Origin of the sequence: Pseudomonas sp. 30_B, from assembly GCF_017491605.1 — a bacterium.
Classification (GTDB): Bacteria; Pseudomonadota; Gammaproteobacteria; order Pseudomonadales; family Pseudomonadaceae; genus Pseudomonas.
On record NZ_JAFGYY010000003.1, the window covers coordinates 245,185 to 264,858 of the forward strand.

13 protein-coding genes are annotated in these 19,674 nt (G+C 67.7%); 8 read left to right on the forward strand and 5 right to left on the reverse strand.

What is annotated here, in order from left to right; translation table 11 throughout:
• The first annotated feature begins 46 nt into the window (after positions 1 to 46).
• From recC to recD, 3 genes are read left to right on the forward strand one after another with little or no spacing between them, the layout of a single operon-like run.
• Complete coding sequence (recC, locus tag J5M67_RS04855; protein WP_207883972.1) at positions 47 to 3,514, forward strand: exodeoxyribonuclease V subunit gamma; 3,468 nt, start codon at positions 47 to 49, stop codon at positions 3,512 to 3,514.
• On the forward strand, positions 3,511 to 7,197 hold the full coding sequence (recB, locus tag J5M67_RS04860; RefSeq protein ID WP_207883981.1) for an exodeoxyribonuclease V subunit beta: 3,687 nt from the start codon (positions 3,511 to 3,513) through the stop codon (positions 7,195 to 7,197). The genes recC and recB overlap by 4 nt, the downstream gene beginning before the upstream one ends.
• On the forward strand, positions 7,194 to 9,245 hold the full coding sequence (gene recD, locus J5M67_RS04865; RefSeq protein WP_207883989.1) for an exodeoxyribonuclease V subunit alpha: 2,052 nt from the start codon (positions 7,194 to 7,196) through the stop codon (positions 9,243 to 9,245). Before recB ends, recD begins: the two co-directional genes overlap by 4 nt.
• A gap of 90 nt (positions 9,246 to 9,335) precedes the next feature.
• Here recD and J5M67_RS04870 read toward each other — a convergent pair whose 3' ends face one another.
• The 5 genes from J5M67_RS04870 to J5M67_RS04890 all read right to left on the reverse strand — a co-directional run bounded on the left by J5M67_RS04870 (position 9,336) and on the right by J5M67_RS04890 (position 15,345).
• Complete coding sequence (locus J5M67_RS04870; protein WP_207883992.1) at positions 9,336 to 10,055, reverse strand: molecular chaperone; 720 nt, start codon at positions 10,053 to 10,055, stop codon at positions 9,336 to 9,338.
• Positions 10,045 to 11,391, reverse strand: coding sequence for a fimbrial protein (locus J5M67_RS04875; RefSeq protein ID WP_207883994.1), 1,347 nt, complete (start codon positions 11,389 to 11,391; stop codon positions 10,045 to 10,047). Before J5M67_RS04875 ends, J5M67_RS04870 begins: the two co-directional genes overlap by 11 nt.
• Entirely contained in the window at positions 11,388 to 13,979 is a 2,592-nt protein-coding gene (locus J5M67_RS04880; RefSeq protein WP_207883997.1) for a fimbria/pilus outer membrane usher protein, read from the reverse strand. Before J5M67_RS04880 ends, J5M67_RS04875 begins: the two co-directional genes overlap by 4 nt.
• Complete coding sequence (locus tag J5M67_RS04885) at positions 13,963 to 14,715, reverse strand: molecular chaperone (RefSeq protein ID WP_207883999.1); 753 nt, start codon at positions 14,713 to 14,715, stop codon at positions 13,963 to 13,965. Before J5M67_RS04885 ends, J5M67_RS04880 begins: the two co-directional genes overlap by 17 nt.
• Before the next feature lie 84 nt (positions 14,716 to 14,799).
• On the reverse strand, positions 14,800 to 15,345 hold the full coding sequence (locus J5M67_RS04890; RefSeq protein WP_207884001.1) for a fimbrial protein: 546 nt from the start codon (positions 15,343 to 15,345) through the stop codon (positions 14,800 to 14,802).
• 491 nt (positions 15,346 to 15,836) lie between these two features.
• Between J5M67_RS04890 and J5M67_RS04895 the strand changes: the two genes are divergently transcribed.
• The 5 genes from J5M67_RS04895 (at position 15,837) to J5M67_RS04915 (ending at position 19,673) form a co-directional block, all read left to right on the forward strand.
• Complete coding sequence (locus J5M67_RS04895) at positions 15,837 to 16,205, forward strand: YciI family protein (RefSeq protein WP_207884003.1); 369 nt, start codon at positions 15,837 to 15,839, stop codon at positions 16,203 to 16,205.
• Positions 16,206 to 16,232: 27 nt separating this feature from the next.
• Complete coding sequence (locus J5M67_RS04900; RefSeq protein WP_207884005.1) at positions 16,233 to 16,763, forward strand: SRPBCC family protein; 531 nt, start codon at positions 16,233 to 16,235, stop codon at positions 16,761 to 16,763.
• A gap of 184 nt (positions 16,764 to 16,947) precedes the next feature.
• Positions 16,948 to 17,730 (forward strand): DUF899 domain-containing protein, encoded by a 783-nt coding sequence (locus tag J5M67_RS04905; RefSeq protein WP_207884007.1) that lies wholly within the window; start codon positions 16,948 to 16,950, stop codon positions 17,728 to 17,730.
• Positions 17,731 to 17,756: 26 nt separating this feature from the next.
• Positions 17,757 to 18,191: a nuclear transport factor 2 family protein gene (locus tag J5M67_RS04910; protein WP_207884009.1), complete on the forward strand. Its 435-nt coding sequence runs from the start codon at positions 17,757 to 17,759 to the stop codon at positions 18,189 to 18,191.
• A gap of 228 nt (positions 18,192 to 18,419) precedes the next feature.
• A complete protein-coding gene (locus J5M67_RS04915) occupies positions 18,420 to 19,673 on the forward strand; it encodes an RNA polymerase sigma factor (protein WP_207884011.1) in 1,254 nt (417 codons plus the stop codon).
• Position 19,674 lies beyond the last annotated feature (1 nt).

Below are 19,674 nucleotides of genomic sequence, written 5' to 3' on the forward strand. Positions count from 1 at the left end.
CATTCCAAGCGGCGCACGAATGATGCCGCCAGAACCAGGAGAGACGATGAGCGAGCAGCGACTGACCCCCGGCCTGATGGTGATCCACGGCAACCATCCGGAAGCGCTGCGCGACCTGCTGGTGCAGTGGATGAGCCTGCACCCGCTGGCGCCGCTGGAGAACGAAGTCATCCTGGTGCAGAGCAACGGCATCGCCCAGTGGCTGAAGCTGGCGCTGGGGCGCGATGTGGCGGAGGGCGGCTGCGGCGTGACCGCCGCGCTCGACGTGCAACTGCCCGCGCAATTCCTCTGGCGCGCCTACCGTGGCGCGCTGGGCCGCGATGAAATCCCCGAGGTCTCGGTGCTCGACAAGGGGCCGCTGACCTGGCGCCTGATGCGCCTGCTGCCGACCCTGCTGGAGCAGGACGAATTCGCCACCCTGCAGCGCTTCCTCGCCGACGACGCCGACCTGCGCAAGCGCCACCAGTTGGCCGAGCGCCTGGCCGACCTGTTCGACCAGTACCAGGTCTACCGCGCCGACTGGCTGGAGGACTGGAGTCGGGGCGTCGATCAGCTGCGCCTGGCCAATGGCACGGTGCGCGAGCTGGAGGTGGACAACCGCTGGCAGGCCGCGCTGTGGCGCGCGCTACTCGCTGATGTGGGCCCCGAAGGCCTGGCCACCAGCCGCGCCGGTGTGCATGGGCGCTTCATCGAGAAGCTCAAGGGCGCCGAGAACCCGCTGCCGAACCTGCCGCGCCGCGTCGTGGTATTCGGCATCTCCGCGATGCCGGCGCAGACGGTGGAAGCCCTCGCCGTGCTGGCGCGCCACGCCCAGGTACTGCTCTGCGTGCACAACCCCTGCCGCCACCATTGGGCCGACATCGTCGCCGACAAGGACCTGCTGCGCCACGAATACCGCCGTCAGCGCCGCCGCGCCGGTACCCCGGAGCTGCTCTCCGACGACCAGCAGCACCAGTATGCCCAGCCGCTGTTGGCCGCCTGGGGCAAGCAGGGCCGCGACTACATCAACCTGCTCGACCAGTACGACGACCCGGAAAGCTACCGCGCGCGCCTGGGCGCGGTGAGCAACGGGCGCATCGACCTGTTCAGCGAGGACGAGCCGCAAAACCTGCTCGGCCAGTTACAGGACGACATCCTCGAACTGCGCCCGCTGGCCGAAAGCCGCGAGCACTGGCCGGCGGTCGATCCGCAGGCGGATGACTCGGTGCGCTTCCACGTCGCCCACAGCGCGCAGCGCGAGGTGGAAATCCTCCATGACCAGCTGCTCGCCCGCTTCGATGCCGATCCGACGCTGCGCCCGCGCGACGTGATCGTCATGGTGCCGGACATCAACCCCTACGCGCCGCACATCGAGGCCGTGTTCGGCCAGGTGCCGCGCGACGACAAGCGTTTCATTCCCTACACCCTGGCCGACCAGGGGCAGCGCGGCCGCGAGCCGCTGCTGGTGGCGCTGGAGCACCTGCTGCGCCTGCCCGACAGCCGCTTCGCCGTCAGCGAGATCCTCGACCTGCTGGATGTCGCCGCCCTGCGCGAACGCTTCGGCCTGGCCGAAGCGGACCTGCCGCTGCTGCGCCGCTGGATCGACGGCGCTGGCGTGCGCTGGGGGCTCGACGGCCAGCAGCGCGAACGCCTCGGCCTGCCTTCCGCCGACGAAGCCAACAGCTGGCGTTTCGGCCTGCGGCGCATGCTGCTGGGCTTTGCGGTGGGCGAGGGCGAAGCCTTCCAGGGCATCGAACCCTACGCGGAAATCGGCGGGCTCGATGCCGCCGCCCTCGGCCCGCTGGCCGGGCTGCTCGGCGCGCTGGAAAAGGCCTGCGACCTGCTCGCCGAGGAAGCCGAGCCGAAGGTCTGGGCAGAGCGCCTGCGGGCACTGCTCGACGCCTTCTTCCGCGTCACCGACGACCACGATGAGTTGCTCCGGCAGCAATTGCTGGACCTGCTCGAACGCTGGCTGGAAACCTGTCAGCACGCCGGTTTCACCGATCCGCTGCCGCTCTCGGTGGTGCGCGAAGCCTGGCTCGGCGGGCTGGATGCCGGTGGCCTGAACCAGCGCTTCCTGGCTGGTGCGGTGAGCTTCTGCACCCTGATGCCGATGCGTGCGATTCCCTTCCAGTTGGTCTGCCTCCTGGGCATGAACGACGGCGACTACCCCCGCCCGCAATCGCCGCTGGACTTCGACCTGATGCGCAACGATTACCGCCCCGGCGACCGTTCGCGCCGCGAGGACGACCGCTACCTGCTGCTCGAGGCGCTGCTCTCCGCACGCCGCCAGCTCTACGTCAGCTGGGTCGGCCGGAGCATCCGCGATAACAGCGAGCGCCCGCCGTCGGTACTGATCGGCCAGTTGCGCGACCACCTCGCCGATGGCTGGCGCCGCGCCGACGGCGGAGACCTGCTGCACGGCCTGACCCTGGAGCATCCGCTCCAGCCCTTCAGCCGCGCCTATTTCGGCGAAGCGTCGGGTCAGGGGATTGACGGCCTCTACACCTACGCCCGCGAATGGCGCGACGTGCACCGCGAGCAGGCGGTCGAGATCGATGACGCGCCCTTGCCGCCGCTGGCACTCGACGCGCCCATCGGGCTGCGCGTGCTGTCCGACTTCCTCGCCAATCCGGTCGGCGCCTTCTTCGTCCAGCGTCTCAAGGTGCGCTTCGCCGAGGAGCAGCTCACCGGTCAGGATGAGGAACCCTTCGAGCTCAATGGCCTGGATGTCTGGCAACTGCAGTTCGAACTGTGCGAGCGCATGCGCCCGTGGGTCGAGCAGCATTGGCAGGACGAGCAGCTGGAGTCGCAGCTGACCGGGCAGGTCGAACGCCTGCGCCGCGAGGGCCGCCTGCCGCTGGCCGCTTTCGGCGAGTTCTCCGCCCAGTCGCTGGTGGCGCCGCTGCATGACCTGCTGGCCCGGTACCGCGAACAGCTGGAGCACTGGTCCCAGGTGGAAGAGGAGCAGCGGGAGCTCGATCATGAATACGCCGGCATCGAGTTGGCCGACTGGCTCGGCGGCCTGCGCCGCAATGCCGAGGGCCAGCTCGCCAGCCTGCTACTGGTCAGCGGCAAGCTCCACGAAGGCAAGGGCTACAAATGGCACGGGCTGGTGCGTCCCTGGGTGCGCCACCTGGCGTTGCAGCTGTGCGGTGAGCCGGTGACCAGCGTGTTGGTCGGCCTGACCGGCACCCTGGAGTTCCCGCCGTTGCCGGCCGAGCAGGCGCGCGCCGAACTGAACAACCTGATGGCTGCCTGGTTCCAGGGCATGAGCCGCCCGCTGCCGGTGGCCTGCAAGACCGCCTTCGCCTGGCTGGCCGCCGGGGAGGACGCCGAACGCGCCGCCCGCGAGGCCGCCAAGCGCTATGACGGCAGCTACAACCTCAGCGGCGAGGCGGCATCCTCGGCGGCGCTGGCGCGGGTCTATCCGGACTTCGCCAGTCTCAACGCCAGCGAAGAATTTGCCGCGTGGGCCGAAGCGCTCTACGGGCCCTTGTTCGAACTGCTGCAACGCAAGGAGGCGGAACAATGAGCGCCGTCGAGCTGAAGCCGCTTGAGTTTCCGCTGCATGGCAGCCGGCTGATCGAGGCCAGCGCCGGCACCGGAAAGACCTTCACCATCGCCTTGCTCTATGTGCGCCTGGTGCTTGATCACGGCGGTGAGCAGGCTTTCGGCCGGCCGCTGAGCCCGCCGGAAATCCTCGTGGTGACCTTCACCGAAGCGGCGACGCAAGAGCTGCGCGAACGCATCCGCGCGCGCCTGGGCGAGGCGGCGCACTGCTTCGCCGAGCCCGAGGGCGAGCACGACGGCCTGCTGCTGAAACTGCGCGCCAGCTACCCCGCCGAGCGCTGGCCGGGCTGCGCGCGCCTGCTGCGTCTGGCCGCCGAATGGATGGACGAGGCCGCCGTCTCCACCATCCACAGCTGGTGCTATCGCATGTTGCGCGAGCACGCCTTTGACAGCGGCAGCCTGTTCACCCAGGACCTGGCCGCCGACCAGAGCGAGTTGCTCGCCGAAGCGGTGCGCGACTACTGGCGACGCAATTTCTATCCACTGGGCGCGGCTGCCGCCAATGCCGTGCGCCATTGCTACGCCGGCCCGGAGGCGCTGATGCGCGCCCTGCAACCGCTGCTGGCCGCGCAGGAAGCGGGCTTCCGTTACGGCGACCAACCGCTCTCTGCACCGGCCTCGCTGGGCGAGCTGCTGGAATCCACCGGGCAGTGGTACGACGAACTCGCCGCCGCCGAAACCCGCGCCCGCGAAGCCTGGGCGGCGGATTGCGGCAATCTTGGTGAACTGCTGCGCAACCTGCGTGGCGACCTCAACGGCAACAGCTATCGCGGCAAGGACGACGACGCCATCTTCGGCGGCTGGCTCGAAGCGCTGGATGCCTGGAGCGAGGGCGCCGACGCACCGGACAACCTGGCCAAATTCGGCCAGACGCGGATCAAGGTCAAAGCCAAGGCCGTGGTGCCGGAACACCCGGCGCTGCAGGCCATCGACGCCTGGGCCGAAGGCTCGGACCAGCGCCCGGACATCGCCCCGCAGCTCCTGCTGCACGCCCTGGGCGAAGTGCGCCAGAGCCTGGAGGCGGAGAAGCAGAAGCGCGCCGAACTGGGCTTCGACGACTTGCTGGTGCGCCTCGATCGCGCCCTGGCCGGCAGCGGCGGCGAGCGCCTGGCCGAACGCATCCGCGAGCAGTTCCCTGTGGCGCTGATCGACGAGTTCCAGGACACCGACCCGCTGCAGTACCGCATCTTCGAGCGCGTCTATCGCATCGCGGACAATCCGCGAAACCTCGGACTCTTCATGATCGGCGACCCCAAGCAGGCGATCTACGCCTTCCGCGGCGCCGACATCCACACCTACCTGCGCGCCCGCGCCGCCACCGCCGGGCGCCACTACACCCTGGGCACCAACTTCCGCTCCACGCGCGCGATGGTGCAGGCGGCCAACCGCTGCTTCCTGTTCGCCGAGGGGCATCCGCGCGGGGCCTTCCGCTTCGCCGTGGAAGGCCAGGACAACCCCGTGCCCTTCCTCGAAGTCGGCGCCCGTGGGCGTGAGGAAACGCTGCTGCTCGAAGGCACCGAAGCGCCGGCCATGACCTTCTGGCAACTGGACAACGACGGCCAGGTCTGCGGTTCGACGCTCTATCGCCAGGAGATGGCCGCGCGCAGCGCCAGTGCCATCCAGCGTTGGTTGAGCTCCGCACAGAGCGGCTTCCGCGATGCCGATGGCAACTGGCGCGCACTGCGCCCGGCGGATATCGCCATCCTCGTGCGCGGCCGCAGCGAGGCGGAAGCGGTGCGCAGCGAGCTGGCGGTACGCCGGCTGGCCAGCGTCTACCTGTCCGACCGCGACTCGGTATTCGACAGCCCCGAAGCCACCGACCTGCTGCACTGGCTGCGCGCCTGCGCCGACCCCGGCGACGATGGCGCCTTGCGCATCGCCCTGGCCACCCGCAGCCTGGCGCTGGACTGGGCGACCCTAGAGCGGCTGAACCAGGACGAGCGTTTCTGGGAAGACATGGTGTTGCGCTTCCGCGACTACCGCGTGCTCTGGCAGCAGCAGGGCGTGCTGCCGATGCTGCGCCGCCTGCTGGCTGACTTCGCCTTGCCGGCGCGCCTGCTGCGGCAGATCGACGGCGAGCGCAGCCTGACCAACCTGCTGCACCTGGCCGAATGGCTGCAGCGCGAGGCGGTGGAGCTGGACGGCGAGCACGCGTTGCTGCGGGTGCTGGCGGAGCAGCTGGAGAGTCCCTCCAGCGAGGAAATCCTCCGCCTGGAAAGCGACGCTGACCTGATCAAGGTGGTGACCATCCACAAGTCCAAGGGACTGGAGTACCCGCTGGTGCTGCTGCCCTTCATCTGCAGCTGGCGCGAGCTGGACGGCAAGAGCGCCACGCCGCCGAGCTTCCAGAGTGGCGAGGCGCGGGTGGTGGAGCTGTCTCGCGACAAGGAACTGGCCAAGGCGGCCTATCAACAGGCCAACGACGAACGCCTGAGCGAGGACATGCGCCTGCTCTACGTGGCCCTGACCCGCGCGCGACATGCCGTGTGGCTGGGCGTGGCGCCGCTGGTGATGAGCAACAGCAAGAGCCCGGAGCTGCACAAGGGCGCCATGGGCTACCTGCTCGGCGGCGGCAATGCGCTGAGCGTCGAGGACGTGGCCGCTCGGCTGGGTGAGTTGCAGGCCGGGCAGGGCGAAATCGTTCTCGACGCAGCGCCCGACGCTGACCTGCAGCTCTTCGTCGGCCCGCAGGCCGGCGAACTCGGCGCGGCCCGCGAGCCACGCCGGCGGGTGGCGGAGAAATGGTGGATCGCCAGCTATTCCGCGCTGGCGACCCTGGCCGGCGATGAGGATATCGAATCGCCGGCACCGGCCCCCGCGGCGGACGAACCCACCAGCGCCGGCGAAGACCTGCTGCGCGAAGGCAGCCTGGAGGAAACCCGCGAGGCCGACGCCGTGCCGACGCCGGGCAGCCTGCACGCCTTCCCCCGCGGGGCCAATCCCGGCAGCTTCCTCCACGGTCTGCTGGAGTGGGCCGCCGACGAGGGCTTCGGCGCCTGCGACCCGCAGCAATTGCGCGACCAACTGGCGCGTCGTTGCCAGGTGCGCGGCTGGGAGGCCTGGATCGAGCCCCTGCACACCTGGCTGATGCAACTGCTGCACACCGGTTTCCGCCTGCCCGACGCCGCGCCGGTCAGCCTGGCCGGGCTGGCCAGCTACCAGAAGGAAATGGAGTTCTGGTTCTCCACCCGCCAGGTGGACAGCCAGCGCCTGGACCGCATCGTCACCCGCCATACCCTCGGCGGTGCGGCGCGGCCGGCGCTGCAGGCGAACCAGCTCAACGGCATGCTCAAGGGCTTCATCGACCTGGTGTTCGAACACGAAGGCCGCTACTACGTGGCCGACTACAAATCCAACTGGCTCGGCGCCGACGACGAGGCCTACACCGAGCCGGCCCTGCGCGAGGCGCTGCTGGAGCACCGCTACGACCTGCAGTACGCCCTCTACCTGTTCGCCCTGCACCGCCTGCTGCAGGCGCGCCTGCCGGATTACGACTACGACCGCCACGTCGGCGGGGCGATGTACCTGTTCCTGCGCGGCAGCCCGTCGGCGACTCAGGGCCTGTACCTGGAGCGGCCGCCCAAAGCCCTGATGGAGGAACTGGACCGCCTGTTCCGCGCCGTGGATGAGGAGATGCCGGCATGACCGCGCCGCAGAGAACCGCCGGTGAAATGCTCGAACTGATCGGCCGCTGGGCCGAGCGCGGCTGGCTGCGCGAACTCGACCGCGCCTTCGCGGCCTTCCTGGTCGAGCGCGTGGCGGATGCGCATCCACTGCTGATCCTGGCGGCCGCGCTGGCCAGCCACCAGCTCGGTCGCGGGCACGTCTGCCTCGACCTCGCGGCGACCCTGGCCGACAGCCGTTTCGCCCTTTCGCTGCCACCGGAGGGCGACTCCGCCAAGGACGCTCCCGAGCTGCCCGATGTGCTGCTCGACGGCATCGAGCTGGAAGCCTGGCAGGCTGCGCTGAACGACCCGCGCCTGATCGGCGAGGGCGCCGGCGATACGCCGTTGGTGCGCGTCGGCCGACGCCTGTACCTGCGGCGCTATTGGCAATACGAGTGCGCGGTGCGCGCCGGGATCGACCAGCGCCTGCGCCAGGGCGAGGCATTGCGTGCGAAGTTGCCCGTCGCGCCGTTGCGCCAGGCACTGGATGCGCTGTTCCCGAAGAAGCCCGGCGCACCGGCGGACTGGCAGAAGCTGGCGTGCGCGCTGGTGGCGGGCAATGCCTTCGGCATCGTCACCGGCGGTCCCGGCACCGGCAAGACCACCACGGTGGTCAAGCTCTTGGCGCTGCTGCAAAGCCTGGCGCTGGGGGAGGGCGGACGGCCGCTGCGTATCCGCCTCGCCGCACCCACCGGCAAGGCCGCCGCGCGCCTGAACGAATCCATCGCCGGCGCCGTGCAGCGCCTGCAACTCGACGGCCTGCCCAACGGCGAGGCCGCGCGCGAAGCGATTCCCACCGAAGTCGCCACGCTGCACCGCCTGCTCGGCAGCCGCCCGGACAGCCGCCAGTTCCGCCATCACGCCGGCAACCCGTTGGCGCTGGAACTGCTGGTGGTGGACGAAGCCTCGATGGTCGACCTGGAAATGATGGCCTCGCTGCTCGCCGCGTTGCCGCCGCGCGCGCGGCTGATCCTGCTGGGCGACAAGGACCAGCTGGCCTCGGTGGAAGCCGGCGCCGTATTGGGTGAGCTGTGCAGCCGCGCCCGCGAAGGCCACTATCGACCCGCCACCCGTGACTGGCTGGAAGCAGTGACCGGTGAGCCCATCGATCCGGCCCTGTTGGACGTGCAGGGCAGCGACCTCGACCAGGCCGTGGCCATGCTCCGTCACAGCCATCGCTTCAGCGCCGACAGCGGTATCGGACAGCTGGCGGAAGCGGTCAACGCGGGCGATATCCCGGCCTTGCGCGAGGTATGGAAGGCCCGCCACGAAGACCTGACCCGCATCGCCGTGGACGCCCAGGACACCCGCAGCCTGCGTGGTCTGGTGGTGGATGGCGGACGCGGCGGAGATTTGTTCGGACCGGTCGGCTATCGCCATTACCTCGGCGTGCTGGCAGCCAAGAGGCCGGCCGAGAACGCCGACCAGGCAGCGCTGGACGACTGGGCGCGGCTGGTGCTGGAGGCCCACGGGCAGTTCCAGTTGCTTTGCGCCTTGCGCCGTGGGCCCTGGGGTGTTGAAGGGCTCAACACGCTGATCACCGAACTGCTGCACAGCGAGGGGCTGATCCCCTCGACGCACGCCTGGTTCCTCGGCCGCCCGGTGCTGGTCACCCGTAACGACTATGGCCTGGGCCTGATGAACGGGGATATCGGCATCACCCTGGCGCTGCCCCAGCCAGCGGATGACGGCAGCGTGCGCTGGGTGCCGCGTGTGGCCTTCCCGGCGGGCGACGGCACTGCCGGCATCCGCTGGATCCTGCCCAGCCGGCTGCAGGCAGTGGAAACGGTGTTCGCCATGACGGTGCACAAGTCCCAGGGCTCGGAGTTCACCCATGCCGCGCTGCTACTGCCGGACAGCCTCAACCCGATCCTCACCCGCGAGCTGGTCTACACCGGCATCACCCGTGCGCGCCGCTGGTTCACCCTGGCCAGCGCGGGGCGTGGTTGGCAGGTGCTGGAGCAGGCGACGGAGCGGCGGGTGCAGCGGGCGAGCGGGCTGCTGGAGGGAGACATGCGCGGCGCCTGATACCGCCTGGTTAAGGCCAGGGGAACTGCCCGTGCGCTTTTCATTTTCTTGCGCTCGCGCCGGGCACGTGTCTGCGAAAAGTCGGCGCTCTTAGTGGAGAACGGCCTGGCTCTGCTGGCTGTTGCCACCGTCGTCGATCCAGACAAAATGTACTTCGCCGCTTTCCGCCCTTGGTGCTTGGGACGGTGTGAGCTCATGCTTCGCGAAGGGCGGCAGCAAGGCGCTGGGCAGCGGCAGGCGGGTGCTGCCTTGGCGCAGTTCGGCACCGGCGAGGGTGATGAAGTAGGGGGTCGGATTGTCCACCTGCACGGCGTTGCCCCGGCGGCGGAAACTGAGCTGACGCGGCGCTTGTTCCGCCTCCTGCGCCAGCGCGCGCGGGCGATAGATGATCTTCATCTGGGTGCGCAGGGTGACAGTGAGCCGGGACTGCCCGGCGGCCAGGGGCTCGTTGGACTTTGGCGGAATCTCGTAGAGGTTGAGCCAGTACAGCGATTCGCGGTCTTTGGGCAGCGTCTGGCCGGTGTAGAGCAGGCGCAGGCTGCGTTGCTGGCCGGCGTTCAGGCGGAACACTGGCGGCAGCGGAATGATCGGTGCCTGGGTGGTGTCCGGCGCGGCGTCGAGGTTGCCCTCGTCGATCCAGGTTTGCACTATGACCGGATAGGTATTCTGGTTGACCAGCAGCAGCGAGGTTTCACGCTGTTCTTCGTTGAAGATCACCCGTGTGCGTTCGGCGGTGACGCCGGCATGGGCATGTAGGCTGGCCAGCAGTGTCAGGCCGAGCAGCGCGCCGCGCAGGGCGCTACTGAACACGGATCACCACCTGTGCTGTGGCGTCCACCTTGCCCGGCGTTACCGTGGGCATGCTGCCGACGTTGAGTTTCTCCAGGCGGGCGCGGAAGCTTTCGCTGTACTGGCTGATGCCGCCGACCTCGCCGGTCTTGTTCGAGGCGTTGCCGATCACCGGGTACCAGCCGCGCGCCTCGGGGTTGCTGCCGTTGGCGGAGTCCTCGGTGGAGAGCAGGTTCATCGCATTGCCATTGCGCAGCAGCCGGATGCCCACACCCTCTGCCATTCCGGGCTGGCCGTAGCGGTCGGAGACCAGGTAGGACAGCCCGCCATTGGCGTTCACCAGGCCCAGGGCGGAGGAGGCGGCCAGCGCCCCGGCGGAAACCTTGATGCCCAGCGCGGTGCCGTTGACGGCGGTGCTGCTGGTGATCCCACTCTGACATTTGAAAGCCACTTCGAAGGGCATTTCGCGGCTGCCGCCGGCGTTGATTTCGCTGACTGAGATGGGGGGGAAGGTCACGTGCGGCGTGACGTTGGTGATGGCGCAGGTGGGGTAGCGCTTGAGCGTCATGAGCTTGTACAGGCCGATGGCGCCCGGCCAGTTGCCGTACCAGCCGGCGTAGTTGCCGTAGTGGGTCTGGCCGACATTGGGATAGGAAAGTCCCGGCCCTTTGATGGCGATGTAGGCGGCTGGCTGGCTATAGCTGTATGCCTGGGAGGCGGCCGTGGGTGAATAGTAGCGGGTGTTCTCCAGGGGCGCGCGGAACAGCTCGGTGCGGACTGCGCTGAGGTTTTTCGCCTTGACCAACTGGAAGCCGCGCGAGTCCGTGTCCAGTCCGGTGAGCTGGCGCTCGCGCCAGATGTCGGTGTAGTACTGGCCGGTTTCCACGTGGGTCAGGCGCAGCAGCACGTTCGGCCAGGCGGTGCGGTAGGCGGCTTGCAGGCCGATGGAGTTGCCGACGGTATCGCCGCCCTGGTACCAGCCGCTGAATTCGTTGTCGCCGTTGGTGGCGAACATCTCGTAGACCGCGTCTGCCGCCGCGCAACGGAAGAACACGCGCTCCGGATCGTAGCCGTTGACCGCGCCGTATTGGGTGAATGGCGCGACGGAGCTGGCGAGCAGGCTGCCGTCGGGCTGGAAGCTGGCGTCGCTGACGTTGATTACGCTGGGCAGACCCAGCGGGCCATTGCAGGTGTCGCAGGCACCGTCCCAGCTGGCGGCGTTGCCTTCGCCGGGACGTATCTGGGAGTTGGAGGTCGTGGTGGCGCTGCCTACCGAGGTGACCTTGTAGCAAGTGGCCCAGGCGCTCGGCGCCAGCAGCGCCGCCAGCAGGGGCAGGATGCGCAGTATCGGGTTCATGAGTCTTCCTTGGAGGTGCAGGTACCCTGCAGACGGATCAGCACCTGTTCGCGGTCGGCGCCTTTCAGATCATAGGGTAGTTGGCAACTGTCCTCGGGGCGCTCTCCCCAGTGCACGCGCAGCTGACCTTTCTCACCTTCGGCACGGGCATAGACCTGACCGCCCTGGCCGACCATGCCGATGGTGACACCCTGGCTGTCGAGGACATCGGCACCCAGCGGCAGCGACGAGCCATCGGACAGTTGTGCCTGGATCAACAGCGGATGGCCGCTGAGGGTCTTGAATTCGACGTGCACGGCGGCGCCGGCGTAGGGTGCGATCTTGCGCTCGGTTTCCACCAGTTCGGTGCCTTCATCGATCCCTTGCGGGTCGAGGCTGATGGGGTTGTAGCGGTAGGGCGAGAGCGAGGGCACCACGGCGTAGCCGCTGCTGTCCACCCGCGCGCCTTGTCCGCCGCGTATGCCGGCGCCGCTGGCGCCCTTGGCTTCCACCAGAGCGAAGGTGTCGCCAACGTAGGGGCCGAGGGTCAGGCCGCCGCTGTGCAGTACAAGCGCGCCGCGCATGCCGCCGTTCACCTGGCGGTAGTCTCCGCTCTGGGCGTAACCGGTGTTAAGGGTGGCGACGGCGGTCTGCTTTTGCAGGCTGCCGTTGAAGTCGGTTCCCTGGCCTTCGCTGTCGCGTCCGGCGGAGAGGGTATAGCTCAGGGTCCGCTCCTCGCCCAGGGTGCCGTTGAGGCCGGTCTGATAGCTGCTTCCACGGCTGTCGCCGGAGCGGCGCGCAGCCATGGCGCTCAGGCTCGGCGCACGGCTGGAGGAGCCCAGCGGCATGGAAAAGCTGAGGGTCAGGGCGTTATTGCTGCTGCTGTCTTGTTGCACGTTGTAGTTGGGCGGCATCGAGGGGTCGTAGCTGTTGGTCAGGTCGCGGTACCAAGTGGTTTGCTGGCGCGAATAGGCCAGGTTGTAGCTGAGCTGACGCCAGGTATTGGAGTAGCCGAACTGCAGCTGCGTGTCGCGGCTCTTGCCATCGTAGTAGTCGCTGGTGGCGCCGGACAGGTAGAGGTTGCCGTACTGGCCCAGGCCCTGGTTGACCAGCAGGGTGAACTGGTTGCGTTGCTTGTAGCTGCTCGAATCCCAGCTGTCACCGTGCTCGTCGGCATCGCGCGAGGCCAGCGCGTCGCCCAGGTCGCGGTAGCCTTCGGTGGAGTAGCGGTAGCCGGCCAGGGTCAGGGTGGTGTTGGTCGGTTGGAAGGTGCGGCTGTAGTTCAGGCCGACTCGCCAGCCTTGCTTGTGCTGGCCGTTCTCCACGGTGGCACTGGAGAAGGTGCTGTTCATCCCGATGGCGCCGTAGGGCGTGGCCAGGACGCCGCCGCCGAGCAGGGCCAGGTAGTCCTCGGCCACTCGCGCGCCGAGGTTGGCGGTCAGAGTGTTGGTCAGACCGCGTTGATAAGTGAAGTCGCCGAACAGATCCTTGCCGTCACCGTATTGGCGTGCCTGGCCGAGCGTGGCGCTGTAGCGCGACAGGCCGGGGCGCATGGATTCCGGCACGGCGGAGAAGGGCACGGAAAAGCGCGAGATGCTGCCATCGGCTTCAATCACTTCCACGTCGAGGTCGCCATCGTAGGCAGTGCCGTAGAGGTCGTCGATGACGAAGGGGCCGGGCGCTACGGTGGTTTCCTGGATTCTTTTGCCGTTCTGGCTGATGACCACGCGTGCGTTGGTGTTCGCGGTGCCGCGCACGACAGGCGCGTACTGGCGTTGCGAATCGGGCAGCATGCGCTCATCCGTGGCCAGGCGCAGGCCGCGGTAGCCCATGCTGCCGAACAGGTTGCCTTCGGTATAGCTCTCGCCCAGGGTCAGCTCGCTGCGCAGTTCCGGCACAGCGCGTTGGGCGTAGGTGCGGATGCTGCTCCAGTCGCTGAGGCTGCTGCCGTTATAGCTTGAATAGGTGTAGTTGGATTGATGGCGCAGGCGCCACAGGCCGAGGTTCACGCCGCCATTGAGCCCCAGATAGCCATAGTCCGATTGGCCGCCGCTGCTACCGCCGAAGGTCGAGCGGTAGAGATTGGCGTCGTAGTTGACGAAACCCATGGTGCTGCCGGCGTCCCACTCCTGCGGGCTGACATAGCCGCGCGGCTTGATATCGAGCAGTGCCTGGGGCACCGACAGGTCCAGGCGCAGGCGCGCGGTGTCGAGGTTGTAGGTTGCGCCGGGCAGGCGCTCGCTGAGCCAGTGGCAGGTACTCGGGTCTTCCTGCCCGGCCTGCGGAGCGGGGCGCGCGCCGAGGCTCTGGCGCAGGAAGCGTTCGTTGAAGCAGGGTTCGGCGCGCTCGCCGCGGTTGCGAAATTCCACCTCTGTCCGGCTGGCGTACTGGCCGTTGAGGTAGAGGTCGACGTGGTAGGTGCCGGCGTCGACCTGATCGTCGCGGTTGAAGCGCTCCAGGCTGCCACCGCCCAGACTCGATCCCATCAGCAACTGGTCGTCGAATTGATAGTCGGTGTTGCCGCTGGCCAGACTGGCGATCATCAGGGCGAGGGCGCCCAGCGCGAAGGGCATTAGCGAGCCGCGGCGCAGCTCAATGCGCCAGTTCATGGCGAAGCTCCAGCCGCGCGCCGTAGTCGTTGATAAGCTGGGCGTTCAGCCGAGCCTGGCCGGCCGGCAGCGCGGAGGGCGAAAGCGCGCTCCATTGCGCCTGTCCCATGGGCGGGACCATGCTGGCCTGGAGTTTCCACTGGCGCTCACCGACGCTGAGGGTCGCTCCGCTGAAGGAGGCGTAGTAGCCCGTGGGGTTCTTCACCTCGACGCGCCAGGCGTTGCCGTTGCGTACCAGGCTGAAGTGCAGCTTTTGCGGTAACTGGTCCGGGCTGCCGGCGATCTGTGCCGGGCGATAGAACAGTTTCAGGCGGTTGCGCAGCATCAGCAGCATCTGGTTCTGGCCGGCCTTGGCGGCATTGCGCGGCGGGATCTGCAGCACGTTGAGGTGGAACAGCGATTCGCGGTCCTGGGGCAGGCCCGAACCGGTGTAGAGAATGCGCAGGGTCTGGCCGCTGCCGGGCGCCATGCGCGACACAGCCGGGTTGACCAGGAAGGGGGCCTTGGCGGTGTCCGGAGTGGAGGCGGGATCATTGACGTCGACCCAGGCTTGCACGACGTTGGGGAAGGCATCGTCATTGGTCATCTGCACGGTCTTTTCCCGTGCGTCGCCGGGGTAGATCACCCGGGTACCGGTAATCACCACACTGGCCTGGGCCAGCGAGGCGCCTAAGGTTGCCAGCAGGGCGAGCGCGAACGTCGCCGCGCGAAGCGGGCGCAGTGGGAGGGCATTCATGCAGTTCACCTTGAGGCCGTCCGCTGGGGGGAAGCCGCAGCGGAGCGGCGCGCTGTGGGGCGGCACCCTCAGGTGCCGCGGACATCACTCGTAACGCAGGGTGTAGGTCACCGAGCCGAGCACCGGACCCGGGGTCACGCTGGCTTCTTCGGAGACGTACTGCACGGCGTAGTCGTAGGTGGTGCTGGTCTGGCCGTCGGCGAGAACGATGTCGCCGGCTTCCACGGCAGCGCCACCCGCCAGGTTGACCGGCGTGCCGGCCGGAGCGTCGAGCAGTTGCAGGGCAACGCCGGTGGCGCCGCTGGCGGCTGTGTTGGTCAGGTTGCCGGCGCTGGTCGGGTTGATCGCCTGGAACAGGGTGGTGAAGTGTTGCTCGGTGCCCGAGGGGGCGGTGCAGCCGCTCAGTTGCAGGGTGAAGCTGGTCTCGCCGGCGGTCTTGCCGGTGCCGCCAGTCAGGGAACTGACCGGAACACTGTCGAGGACCACGGTCGGATCGGTGGTGCCGTTGACTACTGCCGAGCAGGTCTGGTCGGTGACTTCACCGCTGAAGTTGATGGTGTTGGCGGCCGATGCGATGCCGGGGAGGGCAATGATGGCGGCCATGGCCAAGGATTTGCTGGTGTACTTCATGGGGTTGCTCCAAAGGTTGTTGGGATATTTCCCATGAAATGGTGCGATTTTTTGTGTAGTCCTCATCTGAGAGAAATCTGAAGCGGGCGTACGAATATCCTGCAGAAATGCCGGCGGTGGCCGGTCGAACAGGCGCCTGCGCTATCGAAGCGTTGAGTCCGGGTGAGGAGAGAAGGCGGATACCTCTTCGTACGGAGGAGGCCCGGCATAGCCTCGCCAATGAAAAGCCCCGCTCAAGGCGGGGCTCTTCGCTCAGCATCAGCCGTGTGGACGCGGCGCGGTGCTGAGGCCTGCCTGGGCGATCATTGCAATCGCCTGTTCCCGGGCCGTTTTGGAATCGTACAGCTCACTTTTCAGCCGTTCTGCACCAGCGTTGTCGCGGGTAACGAAGAAGTTCTTGAGTGTCGGCGAAAAAATTTCCGTCGGTTGTCGATTTTCCCCGTCGCCATTCGATTAGGGATTAGAACGCAGTGCCAAGCCGGGAGCCGAGCATGAAATACCTCTGCCTGATCTACGTGGACGACAGCCGCATCGCTCAGTTGCCGGGGCCGGTGTTCCGCCAGGTGATCGACGAGTGCCGCTGCAACGAGGAGCGCCTGCGCGAGAACGGCCAGTTGCTGGCCGCGCAGGCGCTTGAGCCAGTGACCAGCGCCACCACCCTGCGCCACAAGGGCGGCGACCTGCAGATCACCGACGGTCCGTTCGCCGAGACCAAGGAACACCTGGGCGGCTTCGTGCTGCTGGAGGCGCGCGATCTCAACGAGGCGCTGCAGATCGCCGGCCGCCTGCCGTCGGGTCGGCTAGGCTGCGTCGAGGTCCGTCCGGTCCGCGACTGGGACCGTTATTTCGCCGGGCAATGAGCCCATCGACACCATCAGGAGGATGTCATGTTGAAGTGGATTGCAGTGGTCGTGGTGCTGGCCGTAATCGTGGTGCTGGTTCTGGCGGCGAGCCGCCCGGACAGCTTCCGGGTGGAGCGCACGGCGCGTATCCAGGCACCGCCGGAGAAGGTCTTCGCCTTCATCGAGGACTTCCACCGCTGGCCGCAATGGTCGCCGTTCGAGAAGCTCGACCCGGACATGCAGCGCAGCTTCTCCGGCGCGGAAAAGGGACGCGGCGCGGTTTACGCCTGGGCCGGCAACAGCAAGGCCGGGGAAGGGCGCATGGAGATTATCGAAAGCACGCCGGCTTCGCGGGTGACCATTGCGCTGGACTTCTTCAAACCGTTCAAGGCCAGCAACACCGCCGAGTTCACCCTGCTGCCGCGCGACGGCGGCACCGACGTGACCTGGGCGATGTACGGCCCCACGCCCTTCGTGGCGAAGATCATGCACCTGTTCTTCAGCATGGACAGCATGGTCGGCAAGGACTTCGAGGCGGGCCTGGCCACCCTCAAGCGGCTCAGCGAGCAGGGCTGAGCTATCCCCATGACCGACGATCCCGGAGGTCCGACATGTGTCCCTTGTGTCTTTCCACCCTGACGCTGGCGGTGTCCGGCGCTCTTTCCGTCGGCGGCGCCAGCGCGTTCGCCCTCTCTCTTCTGCGCGGCAAGCGCCATGCAGGTCCCACTCCGCAACCGGGCCGGTCCCAGGAGCGTGCAACATGAATCTCGCCAACCAGGCTTTCCCCCGCGTGGTGTCCCGTGACGAATGGCTGCAGGCGCGCAAGCGCCTGCTGGAGCAGGAGAAGGCCGCCACCCACGCCCGCGACGCGCTGAGCGCCGTGCGGCGAGCACTGCCGGTGGTGCGCATCGACAAGGACTACCGCTTCGAAGGCCCGCGCGGCACGCTGCGGCTGGTGGACCTGTTCGAGGGGCGCCCGCAACTGATCGTCTACCACTTCATGTTCCACCGCGACAAAGCCTTGGGCTGCGAGGGCTGCTCCTTCCTGATCGACAACCTGGGACGGCTGGAGCATCTGCATGCGCGCGGCACTACCCTGGCGATGGTCTCCCGCGCGCCGCTTGCGGAGATCGCGCCGTTCCGCGAGCGCATGGGCTGGACCCTGCCCTGGTATTCCTCCTTCGGCAGCGACTTCAACTATGACTTCCACGTCACCATCGACGAGCAGGTCGCGCCGGTGGAGTACAACTATCGCGACAAGGCCGAGCTCGAGCGTCTCGGCCAGGGCTACCATGTGCAGGGCGAGCAACCGGGCATGAGCGTGTTCCTGCGCGACGGCGACCAGGTGTTCCACAGCTACTCGACCTACGGCCGTGGGCTGGAAGCGCCGCTGTTTACCTACCACCTGCTCGACCTCACGCCGCTCGGTCGCGGCGAGGGCTGGGGCGGCATGCCCGACTACCAGGGCAAGGGCATGAACTGGACGCGCTTCCACGACGAGTACGACGAGCCCGCCAAGCCGCACAGTTGCTGTGCGTCCTGAGCTGACCACTGGAGGAGGGCGACCCGATGAACCGCGCCGAGAATACCCATGCCGAGCTGCACGCAGTGCTGGAAAGCTGGCGGAGCGCCGTACGCGCTTCCGATCTGGCGGGCATCACCGCTCACTATAGCCGCGACATCCTCGCCTTCGATGCGGCGAAGCAATTGCAGTTCCGGGGTTTGGAGGCCTATGGCAGGCACTGGCAGGAGTGCCTGCAGATGTACACGCAGGACACCTTCGACATTCATCAGCTGAGCTTCGAAAGCGCCGGGGACATCGCTTTCGGCCATTACCTGGCGTACTGCGGCGGGACCGGCGAGGACGGTGTGCACAACGCCGCCTGGTCGCGGGTCACGGTCTGCCTGCGCCGCGAGGCGGGGCAGTGGAAGATCGTCCACGAGCACTTCTCGATTCCGTTCGACCTGGCGACCGGGAAGGCGTTGTTCGATGCCATACCGTGACGGGCTGTCTTGTAGGAGCGAGGGGGACGCCCAGTTCTTGCTCGCGAACCGCCCAGCACCGGAGCTGCCGGTGAAATGTTCGCGAGCAAGCTCGCTCCTACAACAACTCGGCCTCGGCGCGAGAACGAAACACCCTCGCAATGATCCCCCCGTCCGTCCGCTTCCCACACCGTCGAAAACCCGTGCAGGATAGGCAGACCCTTTTCATCCCGAGGACCGCCGTCCGCCATGCACGATTACGCTCCCCAGGCCCTGCGCGATGTGGTGGACGATGTCTACCGCCGCGAATCGCGCCGCGTGCTGGCCACGCTGATCCGCCTGCTGGGGGATTTCGACCTGGCCGAGGAGGCGTTGCACGAGGCCTTCGTCGCCGCCGTGGAGCAGTGGCGGCGCGATGGCGTGCCGGCCAATCCGCGTGCCTGGCTGGTGTCCGCCGGCCGCTTCAAGGCCATCGACGGTCTGCGCCGCCGTTCGCGCTTCGACGCCTCGCTGCTGCAGATCGCCGAGCAACTGGAGATCGAGGCGCAGTCGGTGGAGGAGCAGGCCGACGAAAGCGTCGAGGACGATCGCCTGCGCCTGATCTTCACCTGCTGCCACCCGGTACTGGCGCCGGATGCCCAGGTGCCGCTCACCCTGCGCGAAGTCTGCGACCTGAAGACCGAGGAAATTGCCCGCGCCTACCTGGCCACGCCGTCCACCATCGCCCAGCGCATCGTCCGCGCCAAGGCGAAGATCCGCGATGCGCAGATTCCCTACCAGGTGCCGGAAGCCGCCGAGCTGCCCGAGCGCCTGGCCAGTGTGCTGCGGGTGATCTACCTGGTATTCAACGAGGGCTACTCGGCCTCGGCGGGCGATTCGCTGACCCGCACCGATCTCTCCGCCGAGGCCATACGCCTGGGCCGCCAGTTGCTCGAACTGCTGCCGGAAGCGGAAGTGATGGGGCTGCTGGCGCTGATGCTGCTGCACGAATCCCGTCGCGAAGCGCGCACTGGCGAGGACGGCCAGATGGTGCTGCTCGAACAGCAGGATCGCCGGCGCTGGAACCCTGACCTTATCGACGAGGGCCGACAACTGATCGTCGCTGCACTGGCGACCCGGCGGGTCGGCCCCTATACGCTGCAGGCGGCAATTTCCGCCGTGCACGCGGTGGCACCCGATTTCGCCAGTACCGACTGGGCGGAGATCGTCGGTCTCTACGACGCCCTGCTGGGCATCCAGCCTTCACCGGTGATCGAGCTCAATCGCGCGGTGGCGCTGGCCATGCGCGACGGCCCGCAGGCCGGGCTCGATCAGGTGGACGCCATCCTCGACCGCGGAGAGTTGCAGGACTATCACCTGGCCCATGCCGCACGCGCCGATCTGTGCCGGCGCCTGGAGCGCCGCGACGAGGCGCGCGCGTCCTATACCCGCGCCCTGGAGCTGGTGCGGCAGGAGCCGGAACGGCGCTTCCTGGAGCAGCGCCTGAGTGAGCTGGCCGGGTGAG